The sequence below is a fragment of the Pseudomonadota bacterium genome (assembly GCA_016927275.1).
In the GTDB taxonomy this organism is placed as follows: Bacteria; UBA10199; UBA10199; order 2-02-FULL-44-16; family JAAZCA01; genus JAFGMW01.
Genome location: JAFGMW010000118.1, coordinates 1 through 15,390, shown reverse-complemented (window position 1 = coordinate 15,390; position 15,390 = coordinate 1). Strand labels below are relative to the sequence as shown.

Annotated in this window: 13 protein-coding genes and 1 tRNA gene; all 14 read left to right on the top strand. The window is 62.2% G+C overall.

What is annotated here, in order from left to right:
* Positions 1-108: 108 nt before the first annotated feature.
* A complete protein-coding gene (rpmG, locus tag JXA24_08290) occupies positions 109-258 on the top strand; it encodes a 50S ribosomal protein L33 (GenBank protein ID MBN1283751.1) in 150 nt (49 codons plus the stop codon).
* Positions 259-263: 5 nt separating this feature from the next.
* Positions 264-336, top strand: a tRNA-Trp gene (locus tag JXA24_08285).
* A gap of 14 nt (positions 337-350) precedes the next feature.
* The gene (secE, locus tag JXA24_08280; protein MBN1283750.1) at positions 351-725 is read left to right on the top strand and encodes a preprotein translocase subunit SecE; all 375 of its coding nucleotides are present in this window, start codon (positions 351-353) and stop codon (positions 723-725) included.
* Between the two features lie 27 nt (positions 726-752).
* A complete protein-coding gene (gene nusG, locus JXA24_08275) occupies positions 753-1,286 on the top strand; it encodes a transcription termination/antitermination protein NusG (GenBank protein MBN1283749.1) in 534 nt (177 codons plus the stop codon).
* 11 nt (positions 1,287-1,297) lie between these two features.
* Positions 1,298-1,723 (top strand): 50S ribosomal protein L11, encoded by a 426-nt coding sequence (gene rplK / locus JXA24_08270; protein ID MBN1283748.1) that lies wholly within the window; start codon positions 1,298-1,300, stop codon positions 1,721-1,723.
* A gap of 69 nt (positions 1,724-1,792) precedes the next feature.
* Positions 1,793-2,482, top strand: coding sequence for a 50S ribosomal protein L1 (locus tag JXA24_08265; protein ID MBN1283747.1), 690 nt, complete (start codon positions 1,793-1,795; stop codon positions 2,480-2,482).
* 37 nt (positions 2,483-2,519) lie between these two features.
* A complete protein-coding gene (rplJ, locus tag JXA24_08260; GenBank protein MBN1283746.1) occupies positions 2,520-3,038 on the top strand; it encodes a 50S ribosomal protein L10 in 519 nt (172 codons plus the stop codon).
* 110 nt (positions 3,039-3,148) lie between these two features.
* The gene (gene rplL, locus JXA24_08255) at positions 3,149-3,520 is read left to right on the top strand and encodes a 50S ribosomal protein L7/L12 (GenBank protein MBN1283745.1); all 372 of its coding nucleotides are present in this window, start codon (positions 3,149-3,151) and stop codon (positions 3,518-3,520) included.
* Positions 3,521-3,718: 198 nt separating this feature from the next.
* Positions 3,719-7,834 carry a DNA-directed RNA polymerase subunit beta gene (gene rpoB, locus JXA24_08250; GenBank protein MBN1283744.1) on the top strand — a complete coding sequence of 1,372 codons (4,116 nt, stop codon included), beginning with the start codon at positions 3,719-3,721 and terminating at the stop codon, positions 7,832-7,834.
* Between the two features lie 27 nt (positions 7,835-7,861).
* The gene (rpoC, locus tag JXA24_08245) at positions 7,862-11,995 is read left to right on the top strand and encodes a DNA-directed RNA polymerase subunit beta' (protein MBN1283743.1); all 4,134 of its coding nucleotides are present in this window, start codon (positions 7,862-7,864) and stop codon (positions 11,993-11,995) included.
* A 186-nt stretch (positions 11,996-12,181) separates the two neighbouring features.
* Positions 12,182-12,553 (top strand): 30S ribosomal protein S12, encoded by a 372-nt coding sequence (locus JXA24_08240; protein MBN1283742.1) that lies wholly within the window; start codon positions 12,182-12,184, stop codon positions 12,551-12,553.
* Positions 12,554-12,641: 88 nt separating this feature from the next.
* Positions 12,642-13,115, top strand: a complete 474-nt coding sequence (gene rpsG, locus JXA24_08235; GenBank protein MBN1283741.1) for a 30S ribosomal protein S7 — start codon at positions 12,642-12,644, stop codon at positions 13,113-13,115.
* Positions 13,116-13,201: 86 nt separating this feature from the next.
* Positions 13,202-15,289 carry an elongation factor G gene (gene fusA, locus JXA24_08230; protein MBN1283740.1) on the top strand — a complete coding sequence of 696 codons (2,088 nt, stop codon included), beginning with the start codon at positions 13,202-13,204 and terminating at the stop codon, positions 15,287-15,289.
* 27 nt (positions 15,290-15,316) lie between these two features.
* Positions 15,317-15,390, top strand: a 74-nt coding sequence (locus tag JXA24_08225; GenBank protein ID MBN1283739.1) for an elongation factor Tu, incomplete at its 3' end; no start/stop codon positions are given.

The window sequence follows — 15,390 nt, the reverse complement described above, 5'->3', positions numbered from 1 at the left end:
TTGCGGTGCGCGAGGGCGGCCGGACGGTGGGCGCAGGCGTCGTCACCGAGATACTCGAATAGCAGCTCAAAGCTGAAAGCTCAAAGGTGAAAGGGAGGGTTGGCGTTCATGAGAGCGATAATTCAAATGGCGTGTCAGGAGTGCAAGAGGCGCAACTACTCCACGACCAAAAACAAACAGAAGACCCCCGATCGCCTCGAGATGAAGAAGTACTGCCGGTTCTGCAGGAAGCATACCGTGCACAGGGAAACGAAGTAGCTGTTAGGGGAGTAGCTCAATTGGCAGAGCACCGGTCTCCAAAACCGGGGGTTGCAGGTTCGATTCCTGTCTCCCCTGCAGAGAGGTAGAGGATGCAGAGAAGTCAGAAGGCGGTGAGCCTCATATATCTGGCATGCGGCGCCGTGGCGTGGCTCCTCTTCCGGGAGATATTCGCCACCGCATGGGTCCTGGCGAGGCTCCCGATGCCGGCGGACTGGATAGTGTCGCCGGTGGACATGCTCTCCGCGGCGATCGGGCTGGCGACGTTTGTCGCCCTCCTGAGGAGCTCCAGGGTCGGCGCGTTCACGAACGAGGTGATCACCGAGCTGGGCAAGGTGACGTGGCCGAACAAGAAGGAGACCGTGCTCTCCACCGGAGTGGTCTCGGTGCTGGTGGGCATATGCGCGGTCATACTCTTCGGTTTCGACATGCTGTGGGGCATGCTGGTCAAGGTGTTCTATCAGTGAGGCGCTTCCCCGGGGGACGAGGATAAAATGACGATGCACTGGTACGTAGTCCACACATACTCCGGATACGAGCAGAAGGCGAAGAAGGCGCTCGAGGAGAGGATCAGGCAGCACGGCGTCGAGCATATGTTCGAGGGCGTGCTCGTGCCCCAGGAGAACGTGGTGGAGGTCAAGAAGGGCGTGAAGAGGACGACCAAGCGTCAGTTCTTCCCCGGCTACGTGCTCGTGAGGATGGAGCTCAACGAGACCACCTGGCACATAGTGAAGGGCACGCCAAAGGTCACCGGTTTCGTTGGGGGCTCGATGAATCCGCCGGTGGTGCCGGACGATGAGGTGGCCCGGATCACCAGCCAGATCGAGGAGGGCACCCTCAAGCCCAAGCCCAGGGTCGAGTTCGAGAAGGGCGAGAACGTCAGGGTCATCAGCGGGCCCTTCTCCACCTTCGCAGGCATCGTCGACGAGGTCCACGAGGGAAAGGGCAAGCTCAAGGTCATGGTGAGCATATTCGGCCGTTCGACGCCGATCGAACTCGATTTCACACAGGTTGAGAAAGTCAACTAAGCGAGGACGTCATGGCAAAGAAAGTTATCGCACAGATCAAGCTGCAGTGTCCTGCGGGGCAGGCTAATCCGGCGCCGCCGGTAGGGCCGGCGCTCGGGCAGCACGGCGTCAACATCATGGAGTTCTGCAAGCAGTTCAACGCCAGGACGCAGAAGCAGGCCGGCATGATCACCCCGGTGATCATCACCGTCTATCAGGACCGCTCATTCTCCTTCATCCTGAAGACGCCGCCGGCCCCGGTCCTTCTCCTGAAGGCGGCCAAGATAGAGAAGGGCTCGGGCCAGCCCAACAAGGTGAAGGTCGGCAAGGTCACCAGGGCCCAGATTGAAGAGATCGCTAAGATAAAGCTGCCGGACCTCAACTGCGCGAGCCTCGAGTCCGCGATGCGCACCATCGAAGGCACGGCGCGCAATATGGGCATAGAGGTCGTGGGCTGAGGCCGGATTGTCAACACGACTGTTGGAGCCCGGCATCATGCCGGGCGTTCGCACAACAGGGAGGTCAATATGACGAAGCAGGGCAAGAGGTACAAGGCGGACAGGGCCAAGGTTGACACGCAGAAAAAGCACGGCCTCGACGAGGCGCTGTCGATCCTGGATGGGTTCGGCAAGGCAAAGTTCGATGAGACTGTCGACGTTGCCCTGAGGCTCGGCATCGACGCGAAGCAGACCGACCAGTCGGTCCGCGGCGCGGTCGTGCTTCCGCACGGCATCGGCAAGAAGGTCCGCGTGCTCGTCTTCGCCAAGGGCGACAAGGCCAAGGAGGCCGAGGACGCGGGCGCCGACGTGGTGGGCGGCGAGGAACTGGTCGAGAAGATCCAGGGCGGGTGGTTCGAGTTCGACAAGGTGGTCGCCTCCCCGGACATGATGGGAGTGGTGGGCAGGCTCGGAAAGGTCCTGGGCCCCAGGGGGCTCATGCCCAATCCGAAGCTCGGCACGGTCACGGCGGACATCAAAAGGGCGGTCGCCGAGCAGAAGGCCGGAAAGGTCGAGTTCCGCATAGACAAGGCGTCCATAGTGCACGCCCCGGTCGGCAAGCGCTCGTTCGGCGCGGCCAAGCTGAAGGATAACGTGCTTGCGCTCGTGGAGGCGATCAACAAGGCGAAGCCGGCCGCCGCCAAGGGGACATACCTGAAGTCGATGGCCATCTCAGCGACGATGACCCCCGGCATACGCATCGACGTGACCAACTTATAGAGCGCCTCCTCATGAGGCCTGTTCCAAGGAGGACGACGTGGAAAAACAGAGAAAGGTTGAGGAGGTAAAGAGTTTGAGCGATCGCCTCGAGAAGGCGAAGGTGCTCATATTCGCCGACTACAGGGGGCTCAAGGTCTCCGAGATGACGAACCTTCGCGGCAATCTGCGCAAGGGCGACACGTGGTTCAAGGTGGTGAAAAACCGCCTGATGAAGCGCGCCCTCAAGCAGATGGGGTTTGAGCACCTCGAGAAGTATTTCACCGGCCCGACCGCCGTCGCCATCAACACGGCCGACCCGGTCAACCCGGCCAAGGCGCTGGTGGACTTCGCGAAGGACCATGAAAAGCTTTCGGTGAAGGGCGGGTTCCTCGACGGCAAGGAGATAGGGCCGGCCGAGGTCGAGACGCTGGCCAGGATGCCGTCGCGCGAGGTGCTGCTGGCGAGGGCGCTTGCCTCCATGAACGCGCCGGCCGCAAATTTCGTCGGCGTGCTCTCCGCGGTCCCGCGCAAGCTCGTCTACGCCATCAACGCAGTCAGGGAGACCAAGCAGGCATAAACTGAAACCAACGCACTTAATCGGCGGCGCGAACTACATGGCCGCGCCCACTCGGGCTGTAACGCAGGCGGTACGGCATCGATTGGGGTGCTAAGATCAAGGAGGAAGTCATGGCGACGTTAGGAAGGACGGAGATCGTAGAGGCCCTGAAGGGAATGACGCTGATGGAAGTGTCAGAGCTCGTCAAGGACCTCGAGAGCACATTCGGCGTGTCGGCGGCGGCCCCTGTGGCGGTCGCGGCGGCAGCGCCGGCAGCGGCGGCCGAGGAGCAGACCGAGTTCACGGTGGTGCTGGCCGAAGCAGGCGCCAACAAGATCAACGTGATCAAGGAAGTCCGCGCTATCACGAGCCTGGGCCTGAAGGAGGCCAAGGACCTGGTCGAGGGCGCTCCGAAGCCGGTGAAGGAGAGCGTCACAAAGGAAGAGGCGGCCGAGATGAAGAAGAAGCTCGAGGCGGCCGGCGCGAAGGTGGAGATCAAGTAAATCGACGTTGCGGAAACGAGTGCCGGGGATGCCGAGCACTCAAGACATAACAAGCAGCCGGTTCAAAAACCCGATTCTTGTTATGACTTGAGTGCTCGGCTCCCTGGCACAAAGCGTTTTTATAGCTTCCTGAGATTGCGGCCTGGGCCGGGAGCCCAGGCGCGCGCTCTTGTCTGACATCGAAGTCAAGGAGAGCATATGGCAACCCTTCCGGTCCGTCGCATCCGAAAAGACTTTTCCAAGATCAGACACGTGGTGGATATCCCGCCGCTGATAGAGATACAGCAGAAGTCGTTCCAGCAGTTTCTCCAGTCCGACACCCCGCCGGAGCAGAGGGGGGATATCGGCCTCCAGGGGGTCTTCAGGAGCGTCTTTCCGATAAAAGGGTTCAACCAAACCGCGTCGCTGGAGTTCGTGCAGTACTGCATGGAAGCGCCGCGCTACGACGAGCAGGAGTGCCGCAATCGCGGCATGACCTTCGCCGCGCCGATGAGGGTGACGGTCAGGCTCGTGGTCTGGGACGTCGACGAGGCGACGGGCGCGCAGACCATACGCGACGTCAAAGAGCAGGAGGTCTACTTCGGCGAGGTCCCGCTGATGACCGACTTCGGCACGTTCATCATAAACGGCACGGAGCGGGTCATCGTCTCTCAGCTGCACCGAAGCCCGGGCGTGTTCTTCGAGCACGACAAGGGCAAGACGCATTCGACCGGGAAGCTGCTCTTCGCCGCCCGCATGATACCGTACCGCGGGGCGTGGCTCGACTTCGAGTTCGACGCGAAGGACATCATACACGTGAGGATCGACCGGCGCCGCAAAATGCCTGCCACGATACTGCTTCGCGCCCTTGGCTTCTCCGAGGAGGAGCTGCTGGGGATGTATTATCAGAGCGAGTCGGTCACAATACAGGGCCGCAATAAATTCGAGAAGAACGTGGTGCCGGAGCTGTTGCGCTATCAGCGCGCGAGCAAGGACATAAAGGACCCGAAGACCGGCACGACTTTGGTGAAGAAGGGAAAGCGCTTTACGCGGCAGGCCCTTGAGGCGTTATCGGAGATCAAGGGCATGCAGATACCGGTGGACGCCGAGGAGATCATCGGCCGATTCACCGCCAACGACGTGGTCGATCCGGCGACCGGCGAGGTGGTGCTCGCGGTCGGCGAGGAGCTGACCGAGAAGAAGCTCGAGGAGATCACCGACAGGAAGATCGGCCAGCTCAATCTCCTCTTCATCGACGATCTCAACGTGGGGCCCTACCTGCTCAACACGCTCAAGGCCGACAAGGTGACCACGCCCGAGGAGGCGAAGCTCGAGATATACCGGAGGCTCAGGCCCGGCGATCCCTCGACGCCCGAGGCGGCCGCCTCGCTCTTCGACAACCTGTTCTACAACCCGGAGCGCTACGACCTCTCGAAGGTCGGGCGGCTCAAGCTCAACTACAAGTTCGGTTTCGATGTTCCGCTCGAGGTGGGGACCCTCCGCAAGGAGGACATCATCGAGACGGTGCGCTACCTCATCGGCCTCAAGGACGGCGAGGGCGAGATCGACGACATCGACCACCTGGGAAACCGCAGGGTGCGCTCGGTGGGCGAGCTTCTGGAGAACCAGTACAGGGTCGGCCTCATAAGGATGGAGAGGGCGATTCGCGAGCGCATGAGCCTGCAGGACGTCGAGACGCTCATGCCGCACGACCTCATCAACCCGAAGCCGGTCAGCGCGGTGATCAAGGAGTTCTTCGGATCGAGCCAGCTTTCTCAGTTCATGGACCAGACGAACCCGCTCTCCGAGGTGACTCACAAGCGCAGGCTGTCGGCCCTCGGGCCGGGAGGGCTCACTAGGGAGAGGGCAGGATTCGAGGTGCGCGACGTGCATCCCACGCACTACGGCCGCATCTGCCCCATCGAGACCCCGGAAGGCCCCAACATCGGCCTCATCGCATCTCTTTCGCTCTACGCGAAGGTGAACGACTACGGGTTCATCGAGACCCCCTATCGCCAGGTCAAGGCCGGCAAGGTCACCGAGAACGTGAGCTTCTGCTCCGCGCTCGACGAGAGCGATATCTCGATCGCGCAGGCCAACGCCGGCCTCGACAGCAAGGGGATGCTGGTCAACGAGAAGATCCAGAGCCGGGAACGCGGCGAGTTCGTGATGGCCAACAGGGAGGACGTGAGGCTCATGGACGTCTCGCCTCAGCAGCTCGTCTCGGTGGCGGCCGCTCTCATCCCGTTCCTCGAGCACGACGACGCGAACCGCGCCCTCATGGGATCGAACATGCAGAGGCAGGCCGTTCCGCTTCTGCGCACGCAGTCGCCGGTCGTCGGGACCGGCGTCGAGGGCACCCTGGCGCGCGATTCGGGCGTGACCATTGTCGCAAAGCGCGACGGTGTGATCGCGGAGGTGGACGCCAACAGGATAGTGGTCCGCGCCGACAAGGGCGAGAGGAAGAAGTTCGCCTCTGAGGTCGACATCTACAACCTCACCAAGTACCGGCGCTCCAACCAGAGCACCTGCATCAACCAGAATCCGATCGTTAAGAAGGGCGACAAGGTGCGCAGGGGCGACGTCATCGCCGACGGGCCCGCCACGGAAGAGGGCGAGCTCGCGCTGGGCCAGAACGTGGTCGTGGCCTTCATGCCCTGGGGCGGCTACAACTTCGAGGACTCCATCCTCATCAGCGAGAGGGTGGTCAAGGACGACGCCTTCACCTCCATCCACATCGAGGAGTTCGAGTGCGCGGCCCGCGACACCAAGCTGGGCAAGGAGGACATAACCCGCGACATCCCGAACGTCGGCGACGAGGCCCTGATGGATCTCGACGAGTCCGGGATCGTCCGCATCGGCGCAGAGGTGAAATCGGGCGACATCCTCGTAGGCAAGGTCACGCCCAAGGGCGAGACTCAGCTCTCCCCGGAGGAGAGGCTGCTGCGCGCCATATTCGGCGACAAGGCGGGAGACGTTAAGGACACGAGCCTGAGGGTCCCGCCGGGGGTCTCGGGCGTGGTCATCGGAGCGCAGGTCTTCTCGCGCGAGGGGGTGGAGCTCGACGAGCGCGCAAAGGAGATCCAGGACGAGGAGAAGACCAAGATCAACAAGGACATGGAAGTCGAGATAAACGGCATCATGGAGACCGCCACCAAGCGCATCAGGCACCTGCTCGTGGGCCGAGTCTCCACCTCCAAGGTCATGGACGCGGAGGAGGAGAAGGTCCTGCTGGCCAAGGGAAAGACGATATCCGATGAGACCCTCAACAAGATACCGTTCAGCAAGTGGAGCGAGATATCGGTAGAGGGCGGAGACGAGATAGAGGCGGAGCTGGCCGAGCTCTTCGACGAGATCGACGAGCAGCAGGACATGGTCAGGATGATGTACGACCAGAAGATCAACCGCCTCACCAAGGGCGACGAGCTGCCCCCCGGCGTCATCAAGATGGTGAAGGTCTACGTCGCCATCAAGCGCAAGCTCTCGGTGGGCGACAAGATGGCGGGCCGCCACGGAAACAAGGGCGTGATCTCGCGCATACTCCCGGAGGAGGACATGCCCTACATGGCCGACGGAAGGCCGGTCGACATAGTCCTCAACCCGCTGGGCGTGCCTTCGCGAATGAACGTGGGGCAGATCCTCGAGGCTCACCTCGGCTGGGCCGCCCGCACGATCGGCGAGAGGATACAGGAGCTCGTGAAGAGGAGCTGTTCGCGAGAGGAGCTCTCCAAGGCGATAAAGAAGGTCTACAGCTCGGCCTCGATGAACGAGTGGCTCGAGAAGGCCACCGACAAACAGGTGAGGGAGATGGCGCAGAAGCTCCGCGAGGGCGTGCCTTTCACCACTCCGGTCTTCGACGGCGCCTCAGAGTCCGAGGTGAAGGAAGCCCTCAGGCAGGCCGGGCTCCCGGAGAGCGGCAAGACGGTGCTGTTCGACGGCCGCACCGGCGAATCGTTCGACCACGAGGTGACGGTCGGCCTCATGTACATGATGAAGTTGCACCACCTGGTGGACGAGAAGATACACGCGCGATCCATCGGGCCCTACTCGCTGGTCACGCAGCAGCCCCTGGGCGGCAAGGCCCAGTTCGGCGGACAGAGGCTGGGGGAGATGGAGGTCTGGGCGCTGGAGGCGTACGGCGCCGCATTCGCGCTGCAGGAGTTCCTCACGGTCAAGTCGGACGACGTGGCCGGCCGCACGAGGATGTACGAGGCGATTGTGAAGGGCGAGAAGGTCCTGGAGCCGGGGCTGCCCGAGTCGTTCAACGTGCTGATCAAGGAGCTCCAGGCCCTTGCGCTCGACGTGGAGCTTCTGGAGCACGGTTCAGGCAAATAGCGTTAATGGAGTCCAAAGAGGAGAGTTATGGATATCTATCACTTCTTCGAGAAGCCCAAGGATCCGCTCAGCTTCGAGGGCATACGCATCAAGCTCGCGTCGCCCGAGAAGGTCATGGAGTGGTCGCACGGCGAGGTCAAGAAGCCCGAGACCATAAACTACCGCACCTTCAAGCCTGAGCGCGACGGGCTCTTCTGCGCCAAGATATTCGGGCCGGTCAAAGACTACGAGTGCAACTGCGGCAAGTACAAGCGCATGAAGCACCGCGGCATCGTCTGCGAGAAGTGCGGCGTCGAGGTGATCCAGAGCAAGGTGCGACGCGAGAGGATGGGGCACATAAAGCTCGCCTCGCCCGTCGCGCATATCTGGTTCCTCAAGAGCTTGCCCTCGAGGATCGGAACTATGCTCGAAGTCTCCCTCAAGGAGCTCGAGAAGGTGCTCTATTGCGAGGCCTACATGGTCGTCGACCCCGGCAACACCGGGCTCAAGGAGGGGGAGATACTGACCGAGGACGCCTACCAGAAGGCGCTGGAGGAGTTCGGCCCCGCGTTCATGGTCGGCATGGGAGGCGAGGTCGTGAAGGACATGCTCGCAAAGATGGACCTGGACGAGCTCTCCAAGAAGCTCAGGCGCGACCTCAAGAAGGCGAAGTCCGAGGCCGCCACGACGAAGATATCCAAGAGGCTCAAGCTCGTGGACCAGTTCCGCGAAGCGGGGAACAGGCCTGAGTGGATGATGCTGGACATCATCCCGGTCCTGCCGCCTGATCTTCGCCCCCTGGTCCCGCTCGACGGCGGGAGATTCGCCACCTCGGATCTGAACGACCTCTACAGGCGCGTCATCAACCGCAACAACAGGCTCAAGAGGCTCATCGAGCTCAACGCGCCCGACATCATCATAAGAAACGAGAAGCGCATGCTGCAGGAGGCTGTGGACGCGCTCTTCGACAACGGCCGCAGGGCGAGGCCGTTCGTGGGCCCGAACCGCAGGCCGTTGCGCTCTCTCTCGGACATGCTCAAGGGCAAGCAGGGCCGCTTCCGGCAGAACCTGCTTGGAAAGCGCGTGGACTACTCTGGCCGCTCGGTGATCGTGGTGGGTCCCGAGCTCAGGCTCCACGAGTGCGGGCTGCCCAAGACCATGGCGATCGAGCTCTTCAAGCCGTTCATCTACAACAAGCTCGAGCTCAGGGGCCTGTCCGCGACGATCAAGAGCGCCAAGCGGCTCGTCGAGAAGGAGACCCCTGAGGTCTGGGACGCACTGGCCGAGGTGATCAAGGAGCATCCGGTCATGCTCAACCGAGCTCCCACTCTGCACAGGCTGGGCATCCAGGCCTTCGAGCCGGTGCTCACCGAGGGCAAGGCGATACAGCTGCACCCGCTGGTCTGCGCCGCGTTCAACGCCGACTTCGACGGCGACCAGATGGCGGTGCACGTGCCGCTCTCCGTCGAGGCACAGATGGAGGCGAGGGTCCTTCTGCTCTCCACGAACAACATACTGTCGCCGGCAAACGGCAAGCCGATCATCGTGCCCACCCAGGACATGGTGCTCGGCATCTACTACATGACGAGGGAGAGGGCCTTCGTGAACGGCGAGGGCAGCATATTCAGTTCGCCCGACGAGGTTCGCGTCGCCTACGACGCGGGCGCGATCGACCTTCAGGCACGTATCAAGGTCAGGATGGACGGTAAGCTCTGCGAGACCACGGCCGGCCGCGTGATGCTCTACGATGTGGTCCCAAAGCAGATCCCGTTCTCCACGATCAACAAGGTCATGGACAAGAAGGCCATCGCGGATCTCATCGACCTCTGCTACCGCCTCTGCAAGGACAAGGAGACCGTGCTGCTCGCCGACCATCTCAGGTCCCTCGGCTTCAGCTATGCCACCAGGGCCGGCATCTCGATCTGCATCGACGACATGGTGATCCCCGAGGCCAAGAAGGGCCTTGTGGACAAGGCGAACGATGAGGTCCGCGAGGTGGAGGAGCAGTACACCGAGGGCCTCATCACCGCCGGAGAGAAATACAACAAGGTCGTGGATATCTGGGCGGCAACGACCGAGGATGTGGCCTCCGAGATGATGAAGGGGATGTCGACGATGATCATCGAGGGTCCCGACGGCCAGAAGCGCGAGCAGATGAGCTTCAACTCGATATTCATCATGGCCGACTCCGGGGCCAGGGGGTCCGCCCAGCAGATGCGCCAGCTGGCCGGGATGCGCGGACTGATGGCCAAGCCCTCGGGCGAGATCATCGAGACCCCGATCACAGCCAACTTCCGCGAGGGGCTGAACGTGCTGCAGTACTTCATATCCACGCACGGAGCGCGAAAGGGCCTTGCGGACACGGCGCTCAAGACCGCCAACTCCGGGTACCTCACCAGGAGGCTGGTCGACGTCGCGCAGGACACCACCGTGAGAGAAGATGACTGCGGCACTCTCGACGGGCTGGTGGTGAGCGCGCTCGTCGAGGGCGGAGAGGTCATCGAGCCCCTCTCGGACCGCATCCTCGGCCGCGTTGCGCTCGAGGACATACGCGATCCCTACACCGACGAGGTGATAGTCTCTTCGAACCAGATGATAGACGAGGAGCTGGTCCAGAAGATCGAGGACTCGGGCCTGGAGAAGGTCCTGGTCCGCTCGGTCCTCACCTGCAAGAGCCTCGTGGGCTGCTGCGCCAAGTGCTACGGCCGCGACCTCGCGCGCGGGCACCTGGTAAACATGGGCGAGTCGGTCGGCGTGATCGCCGCCCAGTCCATCGGAGAGCCCGGCACCCAGCTCACCATGAGGACCTTCCACATCGGAGGAACCGCCTCCAGGCGCGTCGAGCAGTCCGCCCTAGAATCGCGGCATGAGGGCGTCGTGAAGTACGAGGGGGTGCAGATAGTCGTGAACAAGGAGGGAAGGCTCACGGTCATGAACCGCAACGGCATCGTCATCGTCTCCGACGAGGCGGGCCGCGAGCGCGAGCGCTACAAGCTCAACTACGGCGCCATCCTGCTGCACAGGGAGGGGGAGAAGGTCAAGGCGGGTGAGCTGCTCGCTGAATGGGATCCCTACACCGTGCCCATCCTCACGGAGGTCTCGGGCCGCGTGAAGTTCGGCGACATCATCGAGGGCCTCACCATGACCGAGCAGGTGGACGAGGTCACCGGCCTCTCCCGCAAGGTCGTCGTCTCCTCGAAGGACGCCACTGCCAGACCCCGCGTCTCGATAAAGGACAGCGGCGGGGCGACCGTGCATCTGCCTTCGGGCCGCGGCGAGGCGCGGTACCTCATGCCGGTGGGCGCCAACATAGTCGTGGCGGAGGGCGACGAGGTCATGGCGGGCGACGTGATCGCCAAGATCCCGCGCGAGACCACGAAGACCAAGGACATCACCGGAGGCCTGCCGCGCGTCGCGGAGCTCTTCGAGGCCCGCAAGCCCAAGGACAACGCCATCATCTCCGAGATCGACGGCGCAGTCTCTTTCGGGCCCGACGCGAAGGGCAAGCGCACCATAGTCATCACCCCTGAGGTCGGCGAGCCGAAGGAGTACGCTGTGCCCAAGGGCCGCCACATCTCGGTGCACGAGGGCGACTTTGTCAAAGCCGGCGAGCAGCTCATGGACGGTTCCCCGAACCCCCACGATATACTCGCGGTGCTCGGCGAGAAGGAACTCGCCAGGTTCCTCGTGGACGAGATACAGGAGGTCTACAGGCTCCAGGGCGTGCGGATAAACGACAAGCACATCGAGATAATAGTGCGCCAGATGCTGAAGAGGGTCCGAATAGTCGATCCCGGCGATACGACGAGGCTGGAGGACGAACAGGTCGAGAAGTCGATCTTCGAGGCGGAGAACGAGAAGATCCGTGCCAAGGGCGGCAGCCCGGCGATAGGCGAGCCCATGCTGCTCGGCATCACCAGGGCATCGCTATCCACCGAGAGCTTCATCTCGGCCGCATCGTTCCAGGAGACCACGAAGGTCCTCACCGAAGCCGCTGCATCGGGCAAGGTGGACTACCTGAGGGGGCTCAAGGAGAATGTGATCATGGGCCGGCTCATCCCGGCCGGCACCGGGCTCCGCAAGTACAAGGGCTATGAAATCGAGGTGGCGGAGATGCCCGAGGAGCTTGTGGAAGTTCTCCCAGAGGGAGATTTTATTGCAAGTCAGGATGTTGCAGGCTGATATTAAAGAACCGCTTTAAAATACAGGCGGATCTTATAAGACCAGCAAAATCCTTGACTTAGCCAGGGGCTTTTGTTAGGTTGCGCCGCTCTTCGGCGGATTGTGCTGCAGGAGCGCCTAAAATCCTGTAATTGAATCACTTTCGATAGGCCCGCGTTGCCTGAAAAAAGACGCAAGTGGGGTTTTATGCCGACGATAAATCAACTTGTAAGGATCGGCCGCAGGCAGCTCAAGATGCGCACCGCATCCCCAGCGCTGCAGCGCTGCCCGCAGAGGCGGGGCGTCTGCATCCGCGTCTACACGACTACGCCCAAGAAGCCGAACTCGGCGCTCCGCAAGGTCGCTAGGGTGAGGCTCACGAACGGATTCGAGGTCACCTCCTATATACCCGGGGAAGGGCACAACCTCCAGGAGCACTCGGTGGTCATGGTGCGCGGCGGCCGCGTCAAGGACCTGCCCGGCGTCCGCTATCACATAGTGAGGGGCACGCTGGATTCCACAGGGGTGGAGAACCGCAAGCAGAGCCGCTCCAAGTACGGCGCCAAGAAGCCGAAATAAGTCCGTCACTCGTGACTCGTCACTCGATAAGGCGAGTCACGGGTCACGAGTCACGAGTCACGAGTCACGAGTCACGAAGGGGTTTGCGATGCCAAGGAAAAAGAGAGGAAGCTTAAAGAGAGAGGTCACGCCGGACCCGAAGTACGGCGACAAGCTGGTCGCCCAGCTCATCAGCACCATGATGTGGAGCGGCAAGAAGTCGATCGCCGAGAGGGTCGTCTACGGGACGTTCGACGTCCTGCAGGAGAAGAAGAACGACGATCCGGTCAAGCTCTTCAAGCAGGCCATGGAGAACATAAAGCCGATCATCGAGGTCCGCTCCCGCCGCGTGGGCGGCGCCACATATCAGGTCCCGGTCGAGGTCCGCTTCGACAGGCGCGTATCCCTGGGCTTCCGCTGGCTTCTGGCCGCCGCGCGCAGCCGCAAAGAGGGCACGATGAAGGATAGGCTCGCCGCTGAGCTGCTCGAGGCGATAGAGAACCGCGGGGCGGCGGTCAAGAAGCGCGAGGACACACACAAGATGGCGGAGGCCAACAAGGCGTTTGCCCATTATAAATGGTAGAAGGGGCACATTCGGCTCTTTGATATCATGGTGCGAAACGCATGGCCCCGTTGAGGGGTCGGCCCAAAGGAGTGCAGAGGTAGACGATGTCGGTGGATTCAACAGACCTGAACAATGTGCGCAACATCGGGATCATTGCCCACATCGATGCGGGCAAGACCACGGTGAGCGAGCGCATCCTGTTCTATACGGGCATCACCTATAAGATCGGCGAGGTCCACGAGGGGACCGCGGTGATGGACTGGATGGAACAGGAACAGGAGCGCGGCATCACGATCACGGCCGCCGCGACGACGTGTGAGTGGCTCGGCAGGCGCATAAACATCATCGACACGCCCGGCCACGTCGACTTCACGGTCGAGGTCGAGCGCTGCCTCAGGGTGCTCGACGGCGCGGTGGGTGTCTTCGACGCGGTGGCAGGGGTTGAGCCTCAGTCGGAGACGGTCTGGCGCCAGGCCAACCGCTACGGGGTGCCGAAGATCGGGTTCGTCAACAAGATGGACCGCGTCGGCGCCGACTTCTTCCGCTGCGTCCGTATGATGAGGGATAGGCTTGCCGCCAACGCGGTGCCTTTCCAGCTTCCGCTGGGCGCGGAGGACAAGTTCAGGGGGGTGGTGGACCTGGTCTCACGCAGGGCGTTTGCGTTCGACGACGAGACCAAGGGTTCCCAGTTCGATGAGGTCCCGGTTCCAGAAGATATGAGCGCGATGGTCGACGAGTACCGCGAGAAGCTGATCGAGGCGGTGGTGGAGGCGGACGACGAGCTGCTCCACAAGTACCTCGAGAGCCACACCCTGTCGGAGGAGGAGATAAGGAGGGCGGCCCGTAAGGCGACTGTGAGCATGAAGGTGGTGCCGGTCTTCTGCGGGGCGGCGTTCAAGAACAAGGGGGTGCAGCAGCTGCTCGACGGCGTGGTCGAATATCTCCCCTCGCCCCTGGATGTTCCGCCGATCGAGGGCGTGAACCCCGACAAGGAGGAGAGGGTCGAGAAGAGGAAGGCCGACACGAAGGAGCCCTTTGCGGCCCTTGCCTTCAAGATCATGACCGATCCGTACGTCGGACAGCTCACGTTCATGAGGGTCTACTCCGGTTCGATAGCGAGCGGGATGACCGTATTCAACCCGATCCGCGGCAAGCGCGAGAGGATAGGGCGCCTCCTTCGGATGCACGCCAACAAGAGGGAGGAGATCCGCAGCGCCGAGGCGGGGGAGATACTCGCCGCGGTGGGGCTCAACTTCACGAGGACCGGAGACACCCTCTGCGACCAGAAGGAGCCGATAGTGCTCGAGAAGATGGAGTTTCCTGCTCCGGTGATCTCGATCGCGATCGAGCCCAAGACCAAGGCAGACGAGGAGAAGCTGTCGCTCTCGCTGCAGAAGCTGGCCAACGAGGACCCGTCGTTCAGAGTCAACGTCGACGATGAGACGGGCCAGACGATAATATCCGGGATGGGCGAGCTCCACCTCGAGATAATAGTGGACAGGCTGCTCCGGGAGTTCAACGTGGCGGCGAACGTGGGCAAGCCGCAGGTGGCGTACCGGGAGACGATCACGAAGAAGGTCGAGATCGAATCCAAGTACATAAAGCAGACAGGCGGCCGCGGGCAGTACGCCCACGTATGGCTCCGGGTGGAGCCGCTGGAGCGCGGCAAGGGCTTCGAGTTCGAGGACGACGTGGTCGGCGGCTCGGTGCCCAGGGAGTACATACCGGCTGTGAAGAGGGGCGTGACGGAGGCGATGGACGGCGGCGCGATCGCCGGCTACCCGCTGATCGACATGAAGGTGGCGCTCTTCGACGGGTCGTACCACGAGGTCGACTCCTCGGACATGGCTTTCAGGATATGCGCCTCGATAGGGCTCAAGGATGCGGTGAAGAAGGGCCAGCCGATAATACTGGAGCCGGTGATGGACGTGGAGGTCGTGGTGCCGGACGAGTACGTCGGCAGCGTGACGGGCGACCTGAGCGCGAGGCGGGGCAGGATACTCAAGAGCGACGCCCACGCGGGCTCGCAGATAATCGGTGCCCAGGTCCCGTTGTCCAAGATGTTCGGCTACGCCACCGATCTTCGGAGCGTGACACAGGGAAGGGCCACGTACAGCATGCAGTTCGCGCACTATGAGCCGGTGCCGAAGAGCCTGGCCGACGAGATAATCGCAAAATCGCAGGGGCTATGACCCCTGCAGGGTTACGGGGAGGACACAATGGCAAAGGAGAAATTCGAACGGACGAAGCCGCACGTGAACGTGGGGACGATCGGGCATGTGGATCACGGCAA

Coding starts and splice junctions, on each gene's coding strand:
- rpsG (MBN1283741.1), top strand. CDS start 12,642: ATGCCAAGGAAAAAGAGAGGAAGCTTAAAGAGAGAGGTCACGCCGGAC.
- rplK (MBN1283748.1), top strand. CDS start 1,298: ATGGCAAAGAAAGTTATCGCACAGATCAAGCTGCAGTGTCCTGCGGGG.
- nusG (MBN1283749.1), top strand. CDS start 753: ATGACGATGCACTGGTACGTAGTCCACACATACTCCGGATACGAGCAG.
- JXA24_08240 (MBN1283742.1), top strand. CDS start 12,182: ATGCCGACGATAAATCAACTTGTAAGGATCGGCCGCAGGCAGCTCAAG.
- JXA24_08265 (MBN1283747.1), top strand. CDS start 1,793: ATGACGAAGCAGGGCAAGAGGTACAAGGCGGACAGGGCCAAGGTTGAC.
- secE (MBN1283750.1), top strand. CDS start 351: ATGCAGAGAAGTCAGAAGGCGGTGAGCCTCATATATCTGGCATGCGGC.
- fusA (MBN1283740.1), top strand. CDS start 13,202: ATGTCGGTGGATTCAACAGACCTGAACAATGTGCGCAACATCGGGATC.
- rplL (MBN1283745.1), top strand. CDS start 3,149: ATGGCGACGTTAGGAAGGACGGAGATCGTAGAGGCCCTGAAGGGAATG.
- rpoB (MBN1283744.1), top strand. CDS start 3,719: ATGGCAACCCTTCCGGTCCGTCGCATCCGAAAAGACTTTTCCAAGATC.
- rpmG (MBN1283751.1), top strand. CDS start 109: ATGAGAGCGATAATTCAAATGGCGTGTCAGGAGTGCAAGAGGCGCAAC.
- rpoC (MBN1283743.1), top strand. CDS start 7,862: ATGGATATCTATCACTTCTTCGAGAAGCCCAAGGATCCGCTCAGCTTC.